The organism is Shumkonia mesophila (assembly GCF_026163695.1).
Classification (GTDB): Bacteria; Pseudomonadota; Alphaproteobacteria; order Rhodospirillales; family Shumkoniaceae; genus Shumkonia; species Shumkonia mesophila.
Genome location: NZ_JAOTID010000002.1, coordinates 432994 through 454009, shown reverse-complemented (window position 1 = coordinate 454009; position 21016 = coordinate 432994). Strand labels below are relative to the sequence as shown.

Sequence of the window (21016 nt, the reverse complement as noted above, 5' to 3'; positions counted from 1 at the left end):
AGTGCGGTTTCTGGAAGCGAAAGGCGTAAGATCGATGAAAATCACCGCCCTCGAAACCCTGCGGACGGAGGAATTCTCCAACGTCCTGTGGGTCCGTGTGCATACAGACCAAGGAATCATCGGGCTTGGCGAAACCTTCTACGGCGCCGAAGCCGTCGCTGCCCACATCCATGCCACGTTGGCCGGCCGCCTGCTCGGCAAGGACCCGCTGCGCATCGAGGCGCTGAACCGCGACATGGTCAACCTGCCCATGGCCCAGTCCTCGACCGGCGTCGAGTACCGCGCGGCCTCGGCCATCGACATCGCTCTTTGGGACCTGTTCGGCAAGGTATGCAACCAGCCGGTCCATCAGCTGCTGGGCGGTCTATGCCGCGACAAAGTCCGCATCTACAACACCTGCGCCGGATACCAGTACGTGAGTTCGCCCAATATCCGGCCCGTCGACACCTGGAACTTCGGCGGAGTGGGCCCTTACGAAGACCTTAAGGCATTCCTGGAACGGCCCGCGGAACTCGCGGAAAGCCTTCTCGCCCAGGGCATCACGGGCATGAAGATCTGGCCGTTCGATCCCGCCGCCCAGGAAAGCGGAGGCCGCTATATTTCGGCGGCGGACTTGAAGAAGGCTCTCTGGCCGTTCGAGCAGATCCGCAAGGCCGTCGGCGACAAGATGGATATCATGGTCGAGCTCCACTGCCTGTGGGACCTGCCGACCGCCAAACAGATCGCCCGCGCGCTGGCGCCCTTCGAGCCGTACTGGCTGGAAGACCCGATCCGCATGAACTCGCCGCAGGCGCTTGCCGAGTACGCCCGCGCGACGCCGTTCCGCGTCTGCGCCAGCGAGACCCTGGGTTCCGCCTTCCCGTACAAGGAAATGTTGAACCACGATGCCATGGACATTGTCATGGTCGACATCTGCTGGACCGGCGGCTTGACCGAGGCCCGCAAGATCGCCTCCTTGGCTGATGTCCACCACAAGCCCTTCGCGCCACACGACTGCACTGGGCCAGTTGGGCTGGTGGCGGCGGTTCACGCCTCGCTGAGCCAACCCAACACCCTCATCCAGGAGACGGTCCGCGCCTTCTATACCGGCTGGTACAAGAAACTCGTCACCGAATTGCCGACCATCAAGGATGGCTACGCCCTACCCATGGAGGGACCGGGTCTCGGGACCGACCTGCAACCCGCTTTCTTCGAACGCCAGGATCTGATCGTCCGTCGCACCGAACTGTGAGGAATATCCATGTCAATGACCAGCAGACTTTTCGACCTGACCGGCAAGACGGCCCTGGTCACCGGTTCGGCGCGCGGACTGGGCAACGGGTACGCGCGCGGCCTCGCCGACGCCGGCGCCAAGGTGGTGCTCAACGACCTGAACGAGGAGGCGTTGACCCATGCCGTTGAAACCTTGCGGGCCGGTGGCTTTGAAGCCGAGGGAATCCGCTTCGACGTCAGCAAGGAAGAGAGTGTCGTCTCCGCCTTCGAAAAGATGGACGCCAGCGGCATTGCCATCGACATCCTGATCAACAACGCCGGCATCCAGCACCGCCAGCCGATTATCGAGTTGTCGGCCGCCGACTGGCAGCGGGTCATCGACACCAACCTCACCGCCGCCTTCCTGGTCGGCCGCGAGGCCGCCAAACGCATGATCAAACGCGGAGCCGGGGGCAAGATCATCAATATCGGTTCGCTGACCAGCGAACTCGCCCGTGCCACCACGGCGCCCTACACCACGGCGAAAGGCGGCATCAAGATGCTGACCAAGGCGATGACCGCCGAATGGGCCGAGCATGGCATTCAGGTCAACGCGATCGGCCCGGGGTACATGCTGACCGAAATGACCCAACCGCTGGCCGACGATCCGAAGTTCGATGGATGGGTGAAGGGGCGCACCCCGGCTCGGCGTTGGGGACTTCCCGAGGACCTCATCGGCACGGCCGTGTTTCTCGCCTCGTCGGCCTCTGACTACGTCAACGGCCAGATCATCTATGTCGACGGCGGGATGATCTCGGTCCTGTAAGGAGAGGGGCCGGGGAAAAGATCGGCCAATACCTCAGAGTAAGCCAAGGCCCGGAGGGACATCCCTCCGGGCCTGATGCGCATCGAAGATTTGCTTTGTTTCAAACAGTAGCTTGTTACGACGAGTAGTACATCTGGAACTAAATCACCATAATAAAATCAATGAGTTAGTCACACAAAAAGTCTGACGCGTCAGACTGAGCTACTCCCCGGGAATCGGACAGTGACGTAGGCTAGGGTTCTGTTGTCTGCTGGCCTTCGACGAGAGGGGATCAGCGATCAAGAAGCTCAGGCGGTACAATCCCGAGTTCAAGGCGAGAAAGGCATTGGGGGCGGCCAAGGGCAAGCCGAGGTTGCCGAACTGGCAAGCCGGTTCGGCGCCCATCCAACGATGATCCATCAATGGAAGAAGGCGGTGCTGGAAGCCGCATCGGACATTTTCCAGCGTGGCCAGGCCGATCCGGAGGAGGATGCCGCTCAGATCAAGGAGTTGCACGCCAAGATCGGCGAACTGACGGTGGAACGGGATTTTTTGGCACAAGGGCTGCGTCTGCTCCCCGGCAAGTGCGCAAGGTGATGATCTTGTCCGAACGGACGGAGCCACCTCAACTCCAACCTCCATGACAAGGCTGGCGCTTCGGTATAATTTAATCGTCTGCTGCATGGGGGCGGCAATGCGACACGCTCGCAGGATGGCTGTTATGCCTGTCTTTTGGGGCTAATGAGGGTTGGAAATGGAACATGGGCGGGAATGCGAAAACGCAAAGCAAGCATGATTTCCTGCCTTTGAGCGCTCCTCAGATCGGAATCTGGCTCGACATCATCGCCGGGCGTTCCATGGCCGATTACAATCTGTGCGAGGTCGTTCGCTTCGATGGCCCGCTGCACGTCGAAGCCTTGACCCGAGCCTTGGCACAGAGCCATGCCGAAGCCGATGCCCTTCGCATGCGGATAGTGGTGCGGGACGGCGTGCCCGGGCAAATTCCGGGCCCCGCACGGATCGATTTCGCACTATTGGACATGTCGGGCGGAGACGGCGACGCGGCCACGCGGAAAACCATGGCCCTTGAAGAGATCGACGCCATGTGCCGTCGTCCGCTGGATCTAGAAGCCGGCCGTACGTCCCGCGAGCGGCTTATCCGTCTGGCGCCCGACCGCCATTGGTGGGTGCGGGTTTATCACCATCTGGTGATCGACGGCTTAGGGACCAAGGTCCAGGTCGACCGGATCGCCCAAATCTACAATGCCCGGCTACGCGGCGTGGAGCCGCCAGCGGCCGATCTGGGCACGTACGGCGATTTCATTGCCGCCGACGCCACCTACCCGGGGTCGACCGAGCATGAGGCGGATGTCGACTATTGGCGGAAGCGTCTCGATGACGGAGGGACGCCGACAGGCTTTTCCGCCGTCTCCGGCCATCGCCGCGGTCGTACGCAGGCACTCGATGTTCCCTTGGCACCGGATCTTGTCGCGGCCCTCCGGCAAATGGCGGCGGCCAACGGTGTCTCGCTTCCCGCCATCATGCTGGCTGCGTACCTTTTGTTGCTGGGACGCTGTGCCGGGACTGCCACACCGGCCTGCGGCGTGCCCCTGCTCAATCGCCTGGGGCGGACCGAACGGGCTACCGTCGGCCTGTTCACCACCGTGGTGCCATTCGGCCTCCCCCTTGAGGCAACGGAGCCCTTCGCCGCATTGGCCCGGCGGGTGGCGCGTCAACAGCGGGGCGATTTTCGCCACATGCGGCTAGCCGTTCCGCACATGCGGGTGGCGGGGCTCATGCCCTGGCCCGCTGGCGGCCTGCGAGGGGCGACGTTCAACGCGATCAATTTCCCGAACACGCCGCTATTCGATGGCATGAAGACGGTCGTCGAGAGCTTGGTCGCCGGCCCCGTCGACGACGTGAGCCTGCGTTTCTACGATTATGAACACCGTCAATCCCGGGACGGAACCCGGCTGGTTTGGATGTTCAATTCCGCCGTCCACGACACGGCAGGGATCGAACGGCTGGCCGGGCGGTTCGACGCCCTCCTGAAGGCGGTGGCCGCGAATTGCCAGTGCCCCCTCGCCGAGTTGCCGATGATGGGAGAGACGGAGGCCGCGCTGATCGCCGGCTGGGAAAACGGCCCGTCCCTCGCCGACACCGTAAAGAGTGATTGCGTGCATACCCGTTTCCTGGCCCAGGCGGCGCGCACCCCGAATGCGCCGGCGGTGACCGCTGGCGGTCGCAAGGCAACCTACGACGAGATCGCCAGGATGGCGGCCCAGGTTGCGGCGCGGCTTGCCGCCGAAGGGACCGAGCCGGAGGAACCGGTCGGACTGTGCCTGACGCCATCGCCGGAGTTGGTCGCCGCTTTCATCGGCATCCTGATGGCGGGCGGTGCGTCCCTGCAGCTCGATCCGCTTCAGCCACCCGGACGCCTGCAAACCATGATCCAAGGCGTCGGCTGCCGGTTGGTGTTGACCGACGCGGGCGCCTGCAACCGATTGCCCACCCTGTCGGCCGATCAGCAGGTGATCGCCATCGATGACCTCGCATCGCAGGCTGTTGGCAACGCCGCCGGGGCATCCGCCACGCCATCGATCACCCCCGACCAACTGGCTTGCATCTTCCATACGTCGGGATCGACCGGGCGACCCAAGCCGGTGGGCCTGACCCACGGCGCGCTGGCCGCCAAGATGGCCAGCATCGCCGATGTTTTCGGCTTCGGCGACGAGGGAAACGAATGCGTCTGCGCCGCCGCATCCGTCGGTTTCGATCCCTGGCTGCAACAGGTGCTCCTACCGTTGTGTACGGGCGGCCGGCTGTGGATACCGGATCGCACCCTGATGGTGGACCTCGCCGGCTTTTGGAGAGCCGTGTCGGAACAGGGGACGACCCATCTCAATCTCGTGCCATCGATGCTCGACAGCCTGCTGCCGGGAGCTCCCGCGGCCGGCCTTCGCGGCGTTCGCCGGCTGGTCTTGGGCGGCGAGCGGCTGACGCCCGACCTTGTCCAGCGTACCGTCATGGCGCTCAGAATCGACAAGGTGTGGAACATGTACGGGCCCACCGAGGCGACTGTCGATGCAACCGGATGGCGGCTCGATCCCGCGGCCCTCGGCGAAGAAATCTCCATCGGCCGGCCGTTGCCTGGATCTACGATCCGCATCCTCGATGACCGTCTGAACCGGGTGCCGGTCGGCCACGTCGGTGAGCTCTGTATCGGCGGCGTCGGACTGGCGCGGGGATACCTGGGCATGCCCGAGGAAACGGCGGCGAAGTTCATCGACGATCCATTCGGCCCGCCCGGAACGCGCCTCTACCGTTCGGGCGACCGGGCGGCATGGCACAGCGACGGAAGCGTCCTTTACCGGGGCCGGGTCGACGAACAGGTGAAGGTCCGCGGCCAGCGCCTGGAACTGGGTGACGTGGAGGCTGCCCTCCTGCGTCAGCCGGGTGTCGAAAACGCCGTGGCGATCTTCGAACCGACCTTGGACGGCGGGCGGCTGACGGCTCATGTCGTCGGCCGCGCCACGCCCGATGCGTTGCGCCGGGCGTTGGCCCTCGAACTGCCGGCCGCGGCGGTTCCTCTTGGGTATATCTTTCACCGGACTCTGCCGTCGTTGCCGTCGGGCAAGGTGGATCGGCAGGCCCTTGTCCGGGAACAACCCACGAAACGGGCCGGCCCGGCGATGCCGGCCAGGACCGGATTGGCCGCGGCATCCGGCCGACGCCTTGCCCTGCAACGGGCAATCGCCGCCGTCTGGGCCGAATTGTTGGACGGCGAAGCACCAGCGTTGGAAGCCAACCTGTTCGAGGCTGGCGTTCACTCCCTCCTGGTGCCCAGAGCCCAACTGCGCCTTTCCGCGCTGGCCGGGCGAGAGGTATCGGCCGTCGAGATCTTCCGCTATCCGACAATCGCGATGTTGGCCGCCCATCTTGCAGGATCGGATGATGCCCAGCCGGACATCGTCCCGTCACCCGCGCGAGTAAAGGCGGGAGAGGATGTGGACGACGAGCAGGCGGCCAGCATCGCGATCGTCGGCATGGCGTTGCGGGTTCCCGGCGCCGATGATCCGGAGACCTTCTGGCGCAACCTGTGTGACGGGGTGGAGAGCATCGGCGCCGTGGATGGCGCCGCACTACGGGCGGCAGGCCAAGACGAGGGATTGCTCGCCGACCCGTCGTTCGTGCGGGCCCATGGACGGCTGGCCGGAATTGACGCGTTCGATCCGGTGGCATTCGGTTACACCTCAGGCGAGGCGGCCGCCATCGACCCCCAGCAGCGGCTGCTGCTGGAAGTGGCCCTGCACGCCCTGGAAAACGCAGCCTGCGAACCAAGCCGGCAAAGGCCGGTCGGGGCTTTTGTCGGCGTCGGCTTTCCAAGCTATATCTTCGACAATCTGGACCAACAGCTGCGGGATGGAGGAGCCGAGCGTTATGCGGTGGTGCTCGGCAATGACAAGGACCACGCCGCCACCCGCCTTGCCTACAAGCTCGGCCTGACCGGACCGGTAATGGCGGTGGCAACCGCGTGTTCGACCGGGCTGGTGGCGGTGGCGCAGGCAGTTCAGGCGCTACGCGCCGGACAGTGCCGGGCCGCTCTGGCCGGCGGGGCTTCCCTGGGCCTGACCTCGGCGGGCGGCTATTTGTTTAGCGACGGGGGCATCGGCTCGCGCAGCGGGCGCTGCCGGCCGTTCGATGCCGAGGCTGACGGTACGGTCGGCGGCAGCGGCGGTGCCGTCGTCGTGCTGAAGCGCCTGCGGGATGCCCAGTCGGACGGCGACACCATTCACGCCGTTATCCGGGGCATCGGACTCAGCAACGACGGCGGCGCCAAGGCGTCCTTTACCGCACCGACGGTGGACGGCCAAGCCGCGGCTCTTGCAGCAGCATTGGCCGATGCCGCCGTTGATCCGGGCTCCATCGGCTTTATCGAAGGTCACGGCACCGGTACCGCGCTCGGCGATCCCATCGAGGTGGCAGCCCTCAACCTGGCTTATGGTCCGGGCACACCGGGGTCCATTTTGCTAGGGTCGATCAAGGGCAACGTCGGCCATCTGGACTCGGCGGCCGGTATTGCCGGTTTGATCAAAGCGGCGATGGCGGTGCGCAAAGGGACGGTGCCCCCGACTTGTCATTTCGTCCGCCCCAATCCCCAAATTCCCTTCGCCGCCGGCCCATTTCGCGTCAACAGTTGTAGCGAGCCCTGGCCAGCGCATGACGGCCCCCGGCGGGCCGGCGTAAGCAGCTTCGGTATCGGTGGGACGAACGCCCATGTGATCGTCGAGCAGGCCCCCATCCAAACCTCGTCGATGGAAAGGAGCGGGGACCCGGCTCAGGCCGACGTTCTGGTTCTGTCGGCGGCCGACGGCAACGCCCTGGATCAGCTATCCGAAGCCATGGCCAAGCGTCTTGACACCGATGATGCCCCGGCGCTTGAAGACGTGGCATACAGTCTCCAGACTGGCCGGCGGCGCCTGCGGCGGCGACGCGCGGTAATCGCCCACGACCGGAAGGAGGCCGCCCGAAACCTGCTGGGCGCGGCCCGCATCGACGGAGAAAGCCTGGACAGCGCAGGTTCCCTTGCCTTCCTGTTCCCCGGGCAGGGAGTCCAATCCCCGGGCATGGGTCGGGCCCTTTACGACCAGGAACCGGTTTTTCGCGCCATCGTCGACGAAGCCGCAACGCTGCTGGCGGATACGCCGGCAGCCGACGTTTGCCACCTTCTGCTCGGTGATCCCGGCGACGAGGTCGCCGCCAAGCGATTGGCCGGCACCGCCTTGACACAGCCTGCGCTATTCGTGACCGAATACGGGATCGCCCGGGTCCTCCAGGCTTGGGGCATCATGCCCGACGCCTTGGCCGGCCATAGCGTCGGCGAATACGTGGCGGCCTGCCTGTCCGGCGTGATGCCCTTCGATAGCGCGCTTTCGCTCGTGGCGGAACGGGGTCGACTGATGGCCTCGGCGCCCGCAGGGGCCATGCTTGCCCTTTCCGTTCCCGAAGCCGAAGCTCGCGCCTTGATCGAGGAACTCGGTGCGGGCGACGGAACGGTATTGTCGCTCGCCGCGGTAAACGGCCCTCGCCAATGTGTGGCCGCCGGGAGCGAGGCCGCGATCGCGGCCCTCCTGCGGCTGGCCGAAGCGCAAGAGCGTCCGGCCCGACGGCTCAATGTTTCCCATGCCTTCCATTGCGCCCTCATGGACCCGATCCTCGATTCCTTTGGCCAAACCGTCGCCAACGTCGCGCTGGCCGAACCGGCGATTCCCTTTCTTTCCAACCTGACCGGCGGCTGGATTACGGTAACGGAGGCAACCGATCCGATGTATTGGGTACGCCATTTGCGCGGCACCGTCCGGTTCGCCGACAACGTTGCCGCACTGGGGGCCGAACCGGGGCGCATTGTGATCGAGGTTGGACCGGGCTCAACCCTGTCGCGACTGGCTCGTGCGAATGGTACGGCGGAAGCCGACACGGTGGCCACCCAACCGACAATCGGCGGAGGACGCCCGGCTCTGCTGGAGGCCATCGCCCGGTTGTGGGTGCGTGGCGTCGAGCCGGACTGGCATGCCATGGCGGGCGGACGGCCGCGGTGTCGGGTGCCGCTGCCCGGCTATCCGTTCCAGAGAGTCCGCGCCTGGGTCGATCCGCAATCCGTGGCTGGCGATGCCTCGGCGCCGGCAACGCCAGTCCGGGTGGCCAGCCCAGAATCCGGCAATCGGACGGCAGCGACGGATGCGGTTGTGGCGGTCTGGCGCGAAGTCTTTGGCGCCCCCGAGATCGGCCACGATGCGGATTTCTTCGCGCTGGGCGGTGATTCCATGATCGCGCTGCGTATCGTATCGCGCCTGCAAGAGCGGTTGGGATGGACCATACCGGTGGCCGCCATTCTCGCGGGGCGGAGCCCGGCCGGCCTGGTGCACGCGCGGGACGACCTGCAGTCCCCATCGCCGAACAATCGCATGGAGACCGGAATCCTTTGACCGCCGCCGAAACCAGGATGCCCTCGGGCCAGGAAGTCGAGACCCTGCTGGCGGAGTTGCGGGCACTCGGTATCCGCTTGTGGGTGGAGAACGGCAATCTGGGCTTCGAGGCCCCAGCCGGGAGGTTTTCCGATGCCCTCAAGGATCGCGTGCGCCGGGCGAAGCCACGGCTGCTCGCCCATCTATCTCCATCGTCGGAGCCCCTGGCGGAGGAAGAGTCCTTCCCAGCCTTCCCGTCGCAAGAGACGATATGGCTCGCCCGACGCGACCGCCCGGCCGACAATTCCTATACCGTCATGGCCATCTTGCGGTTGGAAACCGGAATCGACAGCGCTGCGGTCGGACGGGCCGTGGCTATTGTCGCGTCCCGCCACGTTTCCTTGCGCAGCGTCTTTTTCGAACGCGACGGGCAGTTGCTCCAGAAACCGCTGGCCGAAGCAGGTCCGGAATTCACGGTCCACGACTTCTCGGCCGCTACGGATCCCGAGGCCGCAATCCGGACCCTAGGCTGGCAAGAGTTCGCTCGGCCGTTCGATCTGACGAGTGGGCCGCTCGCCCGCTTCCACTTCTGCCGCCTGGCGGCGAGCGGGGCCGCTCTTTTCATGGCCATCGACCACTTGGTCATGGACGGACAATCACTGGTGATTCTGCAGCGCGACCTGATGGCGGTACTGGCAGCCATCACGGCGGGCCGGGAACCGGATCTGCCGCCGTTACCGGCGAGCCTTGCAACCTTGGCAACAAGGCGCCGCGAATCCCTTGAAGGCCCCCGCGGAACCATGCTCCGCGAATTCTGGCGGCAAAGAATTGATCGTCCGGAGCGAGAACCGCTACCCACCGACGCCCCGGAATCGGTGATGGCGCCCGGCGACGGCTACCGTCTGGTCCGGCCGCTCGGCCGCGAAACCACTGCCGCCCTGACCCGACTCTCGGTAGCCGGCCGGGCGACACCGACCGTGGTGTGGGTAGCCGCCGTTGCCGCGTTGCTCGCCCGTTACAAGACGGCTGGCGGAACGGTCACGATTGGCGCTCCATTCTCTGGCCGCATCGACCACGACGCCCAGGATCAAATTGGCTGTTTTGTTAACGTGTTACCGGTTAGTTCTAAAGTTAAACACCAGGATACGTTCGGCGAGCTGACGACAACGATATCGCGGGAAATGCTGGCGGTGATGGCGCACCAGGATTTGCCGATCGATCACTTGCGCCGGCGCGGCTTCGCGGCCGGCCGAAATGCCTCCGAGGCGTTCGACGCCGTCGCCGTTCTGGAAAACGGCGACGATGCCCTCTTCACGTTCATCGAACCGCAGACGATGCCGGCGGCCCTCAAGTTTCCTCTCGTATTCACGCTCTCTCGGTTTGACAACGACCGGATGGTTCTTGTCATCGAGCACGATGCCCGACGGTTTCTGCCGGCGCGGGTCGAACGCATGGCCGAGCATCTGGAGCGGCTGATCTGCCACGCCGCCAGCCAGTCGGACGTGGTGGTTGGCCGCCTACACCTGCTGTCGGATAAGGAGTTCGCACAGGTCGCCGACATCTTCAATGGCACCCATCGCCCCTATCCACGCGACGCCTCGCTGGCGGCCCTTTTCCGGGCTGTTACGGCGCGGTACGCCGATCGCGCGGCCCTGCTGGCGGACGGCATTGCCGTGACCTATGCGGAACTCGACCAGCGCTCGGATGCCGTGGCCGCCGGACTTGCCGCCCGGGGGGTCGCCGCCGGCAATGTCGTCGGCTTGGCCCTCGATCGTGGCCCGGCGGCAATAGTCGCAACGCTTGGCGTCCTCAAGGCGGGGGCGGTCTACCTGCCGCTCGATCCGGGATTGCCGCCCCGGCTTCTTGCACAGCTTCTCGCAACGACCGGAACTCGACGCATCGTCGTCGACGCCAACGGCCAGGATCGTTTGGCCGATTTGGACGTGCACCTTCTCGACGTGGACTCACTCGCCAGCGAGACCGCGGCGACGCCCATAGAATCGCGAACCGGGGCGGATGCCGCCTATATCATGTTCACCTCCGGCTCGACCGGCGACCCCAAGGGCGTGGTGGTCCCGCATCGGGCCGTTGTCCGCCTCGTGGTCAACGCCGATTTCCTGACCCTTGGCCCAAAGGACGTCATGGCGCAGGCGGCACCGATGGGCTTCGACGCGGCAACGCTGGAGATCTGGGCGCCGTTGCTGAGCGGGGCAGGGCTGATTTTCCTCGACGATGAGGCTCTCTTCGATCCGGCGAAGCTCGCTCACAGCCTGGCGGAGCATGACGTCTCGGCAATGTGGCTGACGGCAAGTCTGTTCAACCGAGTGGCCGAGGAGCGCCCGGATGCCTTCCTCCCATTGCGCCAGTTGATGACCGGCGGCGAAACACTCAGCCCGCCGCATGTGCGCCGTGTCATGGATGCCTGTCCCGATTTGCGCCTCGTCAACGGGTACGGCCCGACCGAAAACACGACGTTCACCACGACCCATGTGATCGCGCGAGACGAGGCCGACGCCCTTTCCCTGCCGATCGGGCGACCGATCGCCAACACCCGCGTCTACGTGCTCGACGGGGCAGGGGAGCCGGCACCTATCGGCGTGTGGGGTGAACTGTGCGCCGCCGGCGATGGGCTCGCGCTCGGCTATGCCGGTCGCGACGACCTGACCGGACAGGCTTTCGCCACGCTGCCGTGGCGGGAAGAAGAGCGGATCTATCGCACCGGCGACATCGCCCGCTGGCGGGACGATGGCGTTCTCGAGTTCGCCGGCCGCCGCGACACCCAGGTGAAGATACGCGGCCATCGCGTCGAAATAGAGGCGGTGGAAGCGGCGCTTTGCAGGCTGCCCGGCGTACGCGACGCGGCCGTGCTGGCCTTAGGTGAAGGTGAAGCGAGGGCCCTTATCGCCTGTATCGCCGGCGACGCGACGGTCGAGGAGGAATGGCGTGCGGCGCTGAACCACCTCCTGCCCGATTTCATGGTGCCGGCCCGCTTCGTCGTGGTCCCCGCCATCCCCGTTTCGGCAAACGGCAAGAAGGACCGGCGGGCGTTGGCAACCATGGTGACGGGAGCGCTGCGTGAAACCGGAGGCCGAGCGCCGGAAACCGACGCCGAACGTCTCGTCGCCCGTCTATTCGCGGCCTTGTTCGAAGATGTCCGGATCGATGCGGAGGCCGATTTCTTCCGGCTCGGCGGTCACAGTCTGCTCGCCATGCGCCTGTCCGGGCTGATCGAAAAGGAAACTGGCGTCCGGCCGGTCATCCGCGATCTTATCATTGCCCGCACGGTTGCCGGCATTGCCCGTTTGATCGAAGAAAGCGGTGAACGTATCGCCGTCTTGCCAAAGGCGGCGGGACCGGACTTCGCCTTGTCCAGCGGCCAAGAGAGACTGTGGATCCTGCAGCGCCTGCACCCCGAGAGCGCCGCCTACAACGTGGCGGGAGCTTTCGATCTGAAGGGAACGTTGGACGTGGCGGCACTCGAACGGGCCCTAACCGCCCTGGAAGAGCGCCAACACGCCCTGCGTCTTCGCCTGATTCCCGCCCCCGGCGATCCCGGGGGGGCGCGCCAGCGCTTGGCCGAACCCGGCGAACTGAAGCTGGAAATGACCGACGTTTCGGATGCCGTCGATCCCATCGCCGATGCCGATACGCTGATGGCCGACGAGACGAGCCGCCCCTTCCGCCTGGAAGATGAAGCCCCGGTGCGGATGCGGCTGATCGGCCTTGGGACAAGCCGTTGGCGCCTAGTGATCGTGCTGCACCATTCGATATGTGACGGATGGTCGATGCCGATCCTGCTGCGCGACTTGGCGGCCCTTTATGCCCGCGAAATTGGGATTGCGGGCCCCTCCTTGCCCAAACTTTCCCGCGGGTATGAGGATTTCGCGGAATGGCAACGCGCTTTCCTTGCCGGCACCGACGGCCGCACCGTGGTGGAGCATTGGCGCGCCAAGCTCGATCCGCTCCCCGAACCGCTCGCCCTACCCACCGACCGCCGGCGTCCGTCAGCAAAGCGTTTCCGGGGCGCCTTCGCCTCTTTCGTCCTGGATACAAATACAAACGAACATCTAGAGGCGGTTGCCCAAGCCGGAGAGGCTACGCCCTTCATGGTTCTGCTGGCGCTCGTCCAAGCGCTGTTTCATCGCCTCTCGGGACAGACCGAGATTACTCTCGGCACCTTGGCGGCCGGCCGGGAACGCACGGAGTTGGCCGATCTTGTGGGCTTCTTCGTGAATACGCTGGTTCTGCGTCAGCACGTCGATCCGCGAGCCTCGTTCACCGACCTTCTTAAGACTGCCCGCGCCAATTGCCTGGAAGCCTTGGCCAATCAGGATTGCCCGTTCGAGGCCCTGGTCGATGTCGTCGGGGGCGAGCGCGACACCAGCCGCAACCCCTTGTTCGACGTTCTGGTGACCTGGCAGGACGCGGCGCCCGAGCCGCTGGCCCTGCCAGGCGTAAAGGCACGTTTCGTCGAGCCACCGTTCCCCTATGCCAAATTCGACTTGGCCTTCCATTTCCATCGCGATAAGGGCCGAATCCGCACCCTGGTCGAATACGATACCGACCTGTTTGATCCTGAAAGCATCGAAGCCCTCTGGGCCCGCTTTCACCGGCTGGCCGCCGATGCGCTCTCCAATCCGGCCGGTGCGGTCGGCGACCTAGCCGTCATGGAACCCGAAGAACGTGCCCTGGTGGTCGATGGATTTAACGCCACGGCGACGATCCTGGCCACGCGGAGGACGATCCCCGAACCTTTCCTCGATCAGGTCGCGCACGCCGGCAGGGCAAAAGCCGTGCTAACGGACACGGAAACCTTGAGCTACACCGTATTCGCACGACGCGCCGCCACGGTCGCCGCGCGCCTGCGGAAGGCAGGGACCAAGCCGGGCGTCATTGTTGCACTGTGCGCCCGGCGCTCCGCCGACATGTTGGCCGGCATTCACGGTATCCTGATGGCGGGCGCGGCCTATGCACCGCTTGACCCCGATCTTCCCGGCAAGCGACGCGCCGACATGCTGGACGACCTGGGCGATCCGATCGTTCTGGCCGCTCCCGAGCATCGCGACCTCTTCCCCGGCCGGCGGGTGGTCGACCTCGACAGCGAGACGCCGCGACGGGGAAAAGTTATCAGTGCCGCCGACGATCCCGATGCCCTTGCCTATGTAATTTTCACCTCAGGCTCCACCGGCCGGCCCAAGGGGGTCGGTATCGAGCATCATGCCGTGCTGAATCGGATCCTGTGGATGCAGCAGGCCTTCCCGATTGGCCCCGGCGACGTCATCCTCCAGAAAACACCCATCACCTTCGACGTGTCGGTGTGGGAACTGTTTTGGTGGTCGTGGACGGGTGCCGCGGTTGCGCTGCCACCGCCGGGCGCGGAGAAAAATCCGCTCGCCCTGGTCGATGCGGTGGACCGATTCGGCGTCACGGTCATGCATTTCGTGCCGTCCATGCTCGACGTGTTCCTGACCTTCCTGGAGGCCGGACAGGTAGATCTGTCACGGTTGCGCGGTCTACGCTATGTCTTCGCCAGCGGCGAGGCGCTCGATGTCCGCGTCATCGAGCGGTTCAATCGCCTGTTGCACGCGCCCTTCGGCGTCCAGCTTCACAATCTTTACGGCCCCACGGAAGCAACCGTCGACGTCACCTGGCAACCGTGCTCGCCCTGGGATGGCGGAGACGTGGTCCCAATCGGCCGACCGATCGCTAACACGCGGATCTACATTCTCGACGGCCAAGGCCAGCCGGTGCCGATCGGTGTGGCGGGAGAGATCCATATCGGCGGCCCTCAAGTCGCACGCGGCTACGTCAACCGGCCGGACCTCACGGCCGAGCATTTCATCGCCGACCGCTTCGTGTCGGGCGGGCGGCTGTATCGCACCGGCGATCTCGGCCGCTGGCGGCGGGATGGAACGGTCGAGTATCTGGGGCGCATCGACCATCAGGTGAAGGTGCGTGGCTTCCGCATCGAATGCGGCGAGGTCGAGCAGGCCCTGGAAAGCCACGCGGCGGTCGAGCGGGCCGTGGTAGTGCCGGCGCAGACCAGCGGCTTCACCGAACTCCACGCCTATATCCTGGGCGATGACGGCCTGAAATCCGCCGCCCTGCGCGGCCATCTGCGCGACCGCCTGCCCGAATACATGCTGCCAGCCCGCTTCTTCCGGCTCGAGTCCCTCCCGCTCACCGACAGTGGCAAGCTTGATCGCAAGGCGCTCGCCGGCCAGCCCTTGGATAACCGCGCCGGCCCCGTTGCCACAAATCCGCTCGAAAGCCGCTTGATGGAAATCTGGCGGGAGCTTTTGCCGGCTGCAGCGTTCGGTCCCGACGACGGGTTTTTCGACGCCGGCGGCAACTCGCTTCTGGTCATCCGCCTGCATGAGCGGTTGGAACGGCTGTGGCCCGGCGTATTTACGATCGCCGACTTGTTCGCCCATGCCACCGTAACCGCGCAGGCCCGTCGCGTCGCCGAAGCCACCGGATCGATGCCGGTGCGATCAACCGTAGAGGAGCCCGTGAAGGGCGGCCGTGTGGCAATCGTCGGCATGGCCGTCCGGCTGGCAGGATTCGAGGACCTCGGCTCGTTCTGGCACGACCTTGAAAACGGCGTCGACCGGGTTCGACCTTTGCCCGAAAACCGCAGGGACGATGCCGACGCCCTGCTATCCCTTCTCGGACACCCAACATCCAATCCCTTCCGCGAGGCAGCCTATCTCGACGATATCTTCGGCTTTGATCCCAGGCGTTTCCGCATGGCGCCGATGGATGCCGCACTGATCGATCCCGAACAGCGGTTGTTCCTGGAAACGGCGGCGGCAGCGCTGGAAAACGCGGGTTACGGCGGCGCGGCGTTGGATCGCCGACGGGTTGGCGTGTTCGTTGGCGGCAATCCCTCTTCGATATACCGCGAGGCAATGGGACGGCTGTTCCCGGACCGCGTCGAACAGGTTTTCGCGCAGAACGTCCCGTCCAACATTGCCACACGGCTCTCTTTCCTCAAGGACTGGCGTGGCCCCGCCGCGACTGTGGATACAGCCTGCTCGTCGGCGCTTGTGGCCATTCATCTTGCCTGCCGCGCCCTGGCAAATGGCGAATGCGAGGCGGCCGTGGTTGGCGCCGCCAAGGCGTTGCCGATCCCACCCGGCGACGCCACCCGCCTCACCATCGACTCCTCCACCGCCCGTACGCGGGCCTTCGCCGAAGGCGCCGATGGCACCGGCATGGGCGAGGGGGCTATTGCTTTCCTGCTCAAACCCTTGGAACGAGCGCTGGCCGACGGCGACGCTATTCACGCCGTCATTGTCGGTAGTGCCGTGAACCAGGACGGCGCGTCCAGCGGCTTCGCCGCGCCCAATCCCGTCGCCCAGGCCGAAGCCATACGCGCCGCCGCGGCCGCGGCGAGTATCAGTCTCGACTCGCTTTCGTATGTCGAGGCACACGGAACCGGAACCGCGCTCGGCGACCCGATCGAGGTCGATGGCCTGACACGCGCCTTCGCTCCGGATACCGTCGAAACCGGTTTCGCACGGCTTGGCTCGGTGAAGGGCAACTATGGCCACCTCGACGGAGCCGCCGGGGCGCTCGGCCTCGCCAAAGCGGTCCTCTGCCTTCAGTACGACATTGCTCCGCCACAGCCCTTCTTCGAGGCCCCCAACCCGAAAATCGACTTCGCTCACGCACCGGTGGTGGTGGCGAAGACCGCGATGCCGCTTGGCGACCGCGGCGGGCCGCGTCGCGCCGGCGTCAGTTCGTTCGGTCTCAGCGGCATCAATTGCCACGTCATTCTTGAAGCACCGTCGGCGGCCTCGCCATCTTTCGACGCCCAAAACGGCTGGTTTGTCGTCGGTCTTTCCGCCGCCGACAACGAAGCCGTCCAGCGCTATGCGGATGCCCTGAGGCAAGCACTCGACCGTGCTCCACCATTCGCGCTCGCCGATGTCGCCCACACACTAGCCGAGGGGCGGCAACACCTTCGCCATCGGCTTGCCATCTGTGCCCAGAGCGTCCCCGGCCTCATCGCCATGCTGGCCGATTTCGTGACGACGGGTCGCGGGGCCGTCGGCGAAGTGGCTTCGCGCCACGGTGGGCCGATGGCGCCCTCTCCGGCCCTGGCCGCCGGCGAAAAAGAGGCGTGGACCGCCGCCCAGGCTTACCTCGCCGGGGCCGATCTGGCTTGGCCGGAATCGGCACCACCCGCCCGGCGGATTCATCTGCCAGCCACCCCCTTCAGCCGCATCCGCTGCTGTCCCGATTTTGTCGAACTGGCGCCTCGGAAGGCACCTGTCGGCTTGCTCGGCCCGGCGGTGGCGATCCGTGACGGCTTCGCCATCGCCTGTGACGTCCACGCCTCGGATTTCTGGCCGGCCGCCGAACATCGCTTGAATGGCCGACCGATCCTGGTGGGGATGGCGTTGCCCGGTATGCTAGCCGGGGCGGCCCACGCCATAGGCCTTGTTGGCGCCGTCGACGTGCGCGACCTGCGCTGGCTAAGGCCACTTTGCCCGGACGAGCTAATTCCCGGCAGCGTGAGTCTGGAGTTGCGAAAAGCGGCGCCGAGCGGATGGCATGCCGTATTGGCTGGCCGCTCGATCAGCGGAAACGGCGACCCGTGGACGGTCTTTGCCGAGGCAGATCTGAACCCGTCGGACACGGTGCTCCCTCGATGCAACCTGACGGACCTGCGAGCACGTTGTGTTCAAGCCATTTCCTTGCCGCCGTTCGTCCCCGAAGAAGGCCCGGTAACGGTGACGGCACGCTGGGATTGCCGCGTCAACCTATGGTCGGCGCCCGGCGGGGCCGAGAAAATGGCCCTGCTTCGGGTACCGGTTGCCTATGCCGACGACCTGACCCGCTTCCCGCTGCACCCAGCCCTGTTGGACGTAGCGGCCAGCTTGATTCTCGACGAGCGTGGACGGGTGCCGGTGGGTTGCGCGTCGCTGACGATCACCGGAAACCCACTCCCGACGGAGGTGCTGGTTCATGCCGTTCGCCGCACCGATGGCGGCGATATGTTGGAAGCCGATATCTTTCTGGTCGATCCGGCCGACGGGCGGCTTTGCCTGGCATTCCGGGGATTACAGTTCGTAACTGCCGGAATAGGGCGCCAACCTTCATTGTCGATCCCAACCTGGATATCGACGCCGCTTGCCGCGGCAGCCCCCGCACGCCCACTGGTATTGGCCGGTACTGGACCGTTGGCGGAACAACTGGACACCGACTTGAAAGCATGTGGCCTGTTGGCCGCCCGGGCGGCTTCGGCGGCCGACATCCTCGCCCTGGTGACAGGGGACGACGACGGTGTCGTGCTGGTCCCGGACACGGAATCCGATCCTTTCGGCTGGACGGCTGACATCCTGCGCGGATTGATGGCGGGCGCGAGAAGCCGGTTGCGTGTCCTGGTCGTCGGGCAGGGCGCCTATGTCCGCGGTGGCGATGGACCGGCCAGCCCCGATGCCGCCCTGGCGGTCGGCCTGACCCTTGCGGCCTGCCATGAAGAACCTTTGCTGGCCCTTCGCTATCTCGACGTCGACGCCGCGGTGCCCACCGAAGCGGTAGCCGCCGAGTTTGCCGCCTTCGACCAGCCCGGCAACGACTTGCCGATCGCCATGCGGCGGGGAACGCTGCGTTTGGAACGGAGCATCGGTGCGGCGCCAGAATCTGGCGACGCGCGCTGGCCCTCCACCGGGTGCTGCGTCGTCACGGGCGGCCTTGGCGGCTTGGCCCTGTCTCTGGCCACAGAGATGGCGGCCGACGGAACCGTTTCGCTTGCCCTTCTCGGCAGAAGCGGAACGGTGACGGGCGAGGACGACGAAGCCCGGCGGCGGCGCGAGAAACTGGCGGCCCTGGAAGGCTCCGGCATCCGCATCCGCGCCTTTGCCTGCGACATCACCGACCGCGCCGCGCTGGCCGCATGTCTGGACGAGGTGCGCGCGGCGATGGGGCCGATCACAGCCGTTGTGCACGCGGCCGGCGTTGCCGATGGTGGCTTCCTGGTCAACCGCTCGGCGTCGGAGTTGGCCGCCGTTCTTGCCCCGAAGGTCGAGGGGGCGCGTAATCTCGACATCCTGACGCGCGGCGACCCCGTCGAATCGTTCGTCGTGTTCGGCTCGCTTACCGGATTGGCAGGCGCCCCCGGGCAGTCCGCTTACGCCGCCGCCAATGCATGGCTCGACGCCTTCGCGGCGTGGCGACTGGCGGAAGGGCGACCCGCGCTCGCCATCGACTGGTGCGCGCTGTCCGGCGTCGGGATGGCCGTCCGCCACAACAGTGGGGCCGCGCCGGGCACCACCGTTACCCCCACCCAGGCCATCGCCGTATGGCGGCAAGCCCTGGCAACAGACGTGCCGCAGATCGTCGTCATCGACCCACGACTCCTGACATCCCTGCCGCGCGAAGAAAACCGTTCGCCCGAGGCCACGCGGCCGGCGGATACGGGTTCGACCGACACCCTGGAACTGGCACTCGCCGGCATCTGGGGCAAGGTGCTCGGTTACGAAGTCGTTAGGCCAGACGACGATTTCTACGCGCTCGGCGGCGATTCCATCACCGGCATGCAGATCATCGATCACATCGTCCGCAACCTCGGGCACGCAGTGACACTGTCCGACCTGTTCGCCGCCGGTAGCGTGGCCGGGCTCGCCGCGACCCTGCGCGGCAAGGCCGTCCCCGTCGCAGCTGGAATTGTGGCCGCCCCGCAACGGTCGGGCTATCCGGTCGGCTGGGAGCAATTGAGTGTCCTGCATTCCGAAACCGCCGCCGAGATGGGGACCGCCTTCAACCTGCCCACCCTATTCGAGCTTCCCGCCGACATCGACGTCGCCCGACTGGAATCGGCGCTGACTGCCCTGATCGCCCGCCACGAAATTCTGCGCACTCGCTTCGTTCGCGATGACGACGAGTGGACGATGGAAGTGCTGGCGCCAACCCCGGTGCACCTGCCGGTCGTCGACCTGTCGGCGACTGAAGATCCGGTGGCGGCATGTCGAAATCGGGTCACCCGATTCAATCTGGCCGACAGGCCACCCGTCCGGCTGGAACTCCTTGTTGTCGGAGGTGGCCGGCGAGCCCTATTCCTCGACATTCATCATGGGCTCGCCGACGGCTTCACCCTGGAGCTCCTGGCGGGCGATCTCGCCACCCTCTATGCCGGCAAGACCAAGGAGCCGCCCGCCCTCCAACTCAAGGACTACACCTGGTGGAGCCGGGAGGGGGCGGGACGTGCAGCGCGGGAGTCGGCCAGGGATTACTGGCAGGCCCGCTTCCAGGGATCGTTGCCGATGCTCGATCTGCCCGCCGATCACCGACGCCCCACGGTGAACACATGGCGCGGCGACACGGTGTCATTCGTCCTGGAACCCCGGACAGTCCAGGTCCTGCGTGCATTCGCCCAAGGCCACGGGGCAACACCGTTCTCGGTGGTGCTGGCAGCATGGATCGCGCTGTTCCATCGTCTCGCCGGGACCTCGGATGTGGTCGTCGCGATTCCGGCGGACAACCGCGACGCCCCCCAACTCCGCAACATGGCCGGAATGATGGTGGGCTTGCTGCCGTTGCGTGCCGAGGTGCGCGGTGACGAGCCATTCGGCCGCTTGCTGGAGCGGGTCCACGCCAACCATGCCGAGGCCATGCGTCACCGCGCCTATGGTCTTGGACAATTGCTGGAGGACTTGGCGCCGCCCGCCGCCCCCGATCGCACACTGCTATCGGAAGTGTCGCTTTCCTATATGAATTTTGCGGAAGCGGAAGTCGGAAACCTCGGCTTTCCGATGTACAGCCTTCCCCGCGCCTCCTGCAAGAACGACCTTTCGATCTTCATGCGCGACCTGCCCAACCGGATTCTGGTGTCGCTGGAGTACTATGCCGATCTGTTCGATCGCTCGCGCATCGAGCGCCTGGGTCGGAGCTTCGCTGCGCTGCTCGCCGGGCTAGCAACAGCTTCGCCGAAAACGACGATCGCCGATCTGCCGATCCTTGATGCCGAGGAAGCCGCCCGGATCAGGGGCTTCGAGCGTGGTGCCGAACCACCGTTGCCGGCGGGGCAGTGACTTCACGCGCTCTT

Annotated in this window: 5 protein-coding genes; all 5 read left to right on the top strand. The window is 65.7% G+C overall.

Features of this window, described 5'->3' with window-relative positions:
* The first annotated feature begins 34 nt into the window (after positions 1-34).
* Positions 35-1231 carry a mandelate racemase/muconate lactonizing enzyme family protein gene (locus tag ODR01_RS05425; RefSeq protein ID WP_316976589.1) on the top strand — a complete coding sequence of 399 codons (1197 nt, stop codon included), beginning with the start codon at positions 35-37 and terminating at the stop codon, positions 1229-1231.
* A gap of 15 nt (positions 1232-1246) precedes the next feature.
* Entirely contained in the window at positions 1247-2017 is a 771-nt protein-coding gene (locus ODR01_RS05420) for an SDR family oxidoreductase (protein ID WP_316976588.1), read from the top strand.
* Positions 2018-2260: 243 nt separating this feature from the next.
* Positions 2261-2593, top strand: a complete 333-nt coding sequence (locus tag ODR01_RS05415) for a hypothetical protein (protein WP_316976587.1) — start codon at positions 2261-2263, stop codon at positions 2591-2593.
* A 164-nt stretch (positions 2594-2757) separates the two neighbouring features.
* Positions 2758-8982: a non-ribosomal peptide synthetase/type I polyketide synthase gene (locus ODR01_RS05410; RefSeq protein WP_316976586.1), complete on the top strand. Its 6225-nt coding sequence runs from the start codon at positions 2758-2760 to the stop codon at positions 8980-8982.
* Positions 8979-21002, top strand: a complete 12024-nt coding sequence (locus tag ODR01_RS05405) for a non-ribosomal peptide synthetase (protein WP_316976585.1) — start codon at positions 8979-8981, stop codon at positions 21000-21002. The genes ODR01_RS05410 and ODR01_RS05405 overlap by 4 nt, the downstream gene beginning before the upstream one ends.
* The last annotated feature ends 14 nt before the right edge of the window (positions 21003-21016 follow it).

Excerpts from the sequence above, each read along its gene's own strand:
- ODR01_RS05425 (WP_316976589.1), top strand. The coding sequence starts at position 35 with ATGAAAATCACCGCCCTCGAAACCCTGCGGACGGAGGAATTCTCCAAC.
- ODR01_RS05420 (WP_316976588.1), top strand. The coding sequence starts at position 1,247 with ATGACCAGCAGACTTTTCGACCTGACCGGCAAGACGGCCCTGGTCACC.
- ODR01_RS05410 (WP_316976586.1), top strand. The coding sequence starts at position 2,758 with ATGGGCGGGAATGCGAAAACGCAAAGCAAGCATGATTTCCTGCCTTTG.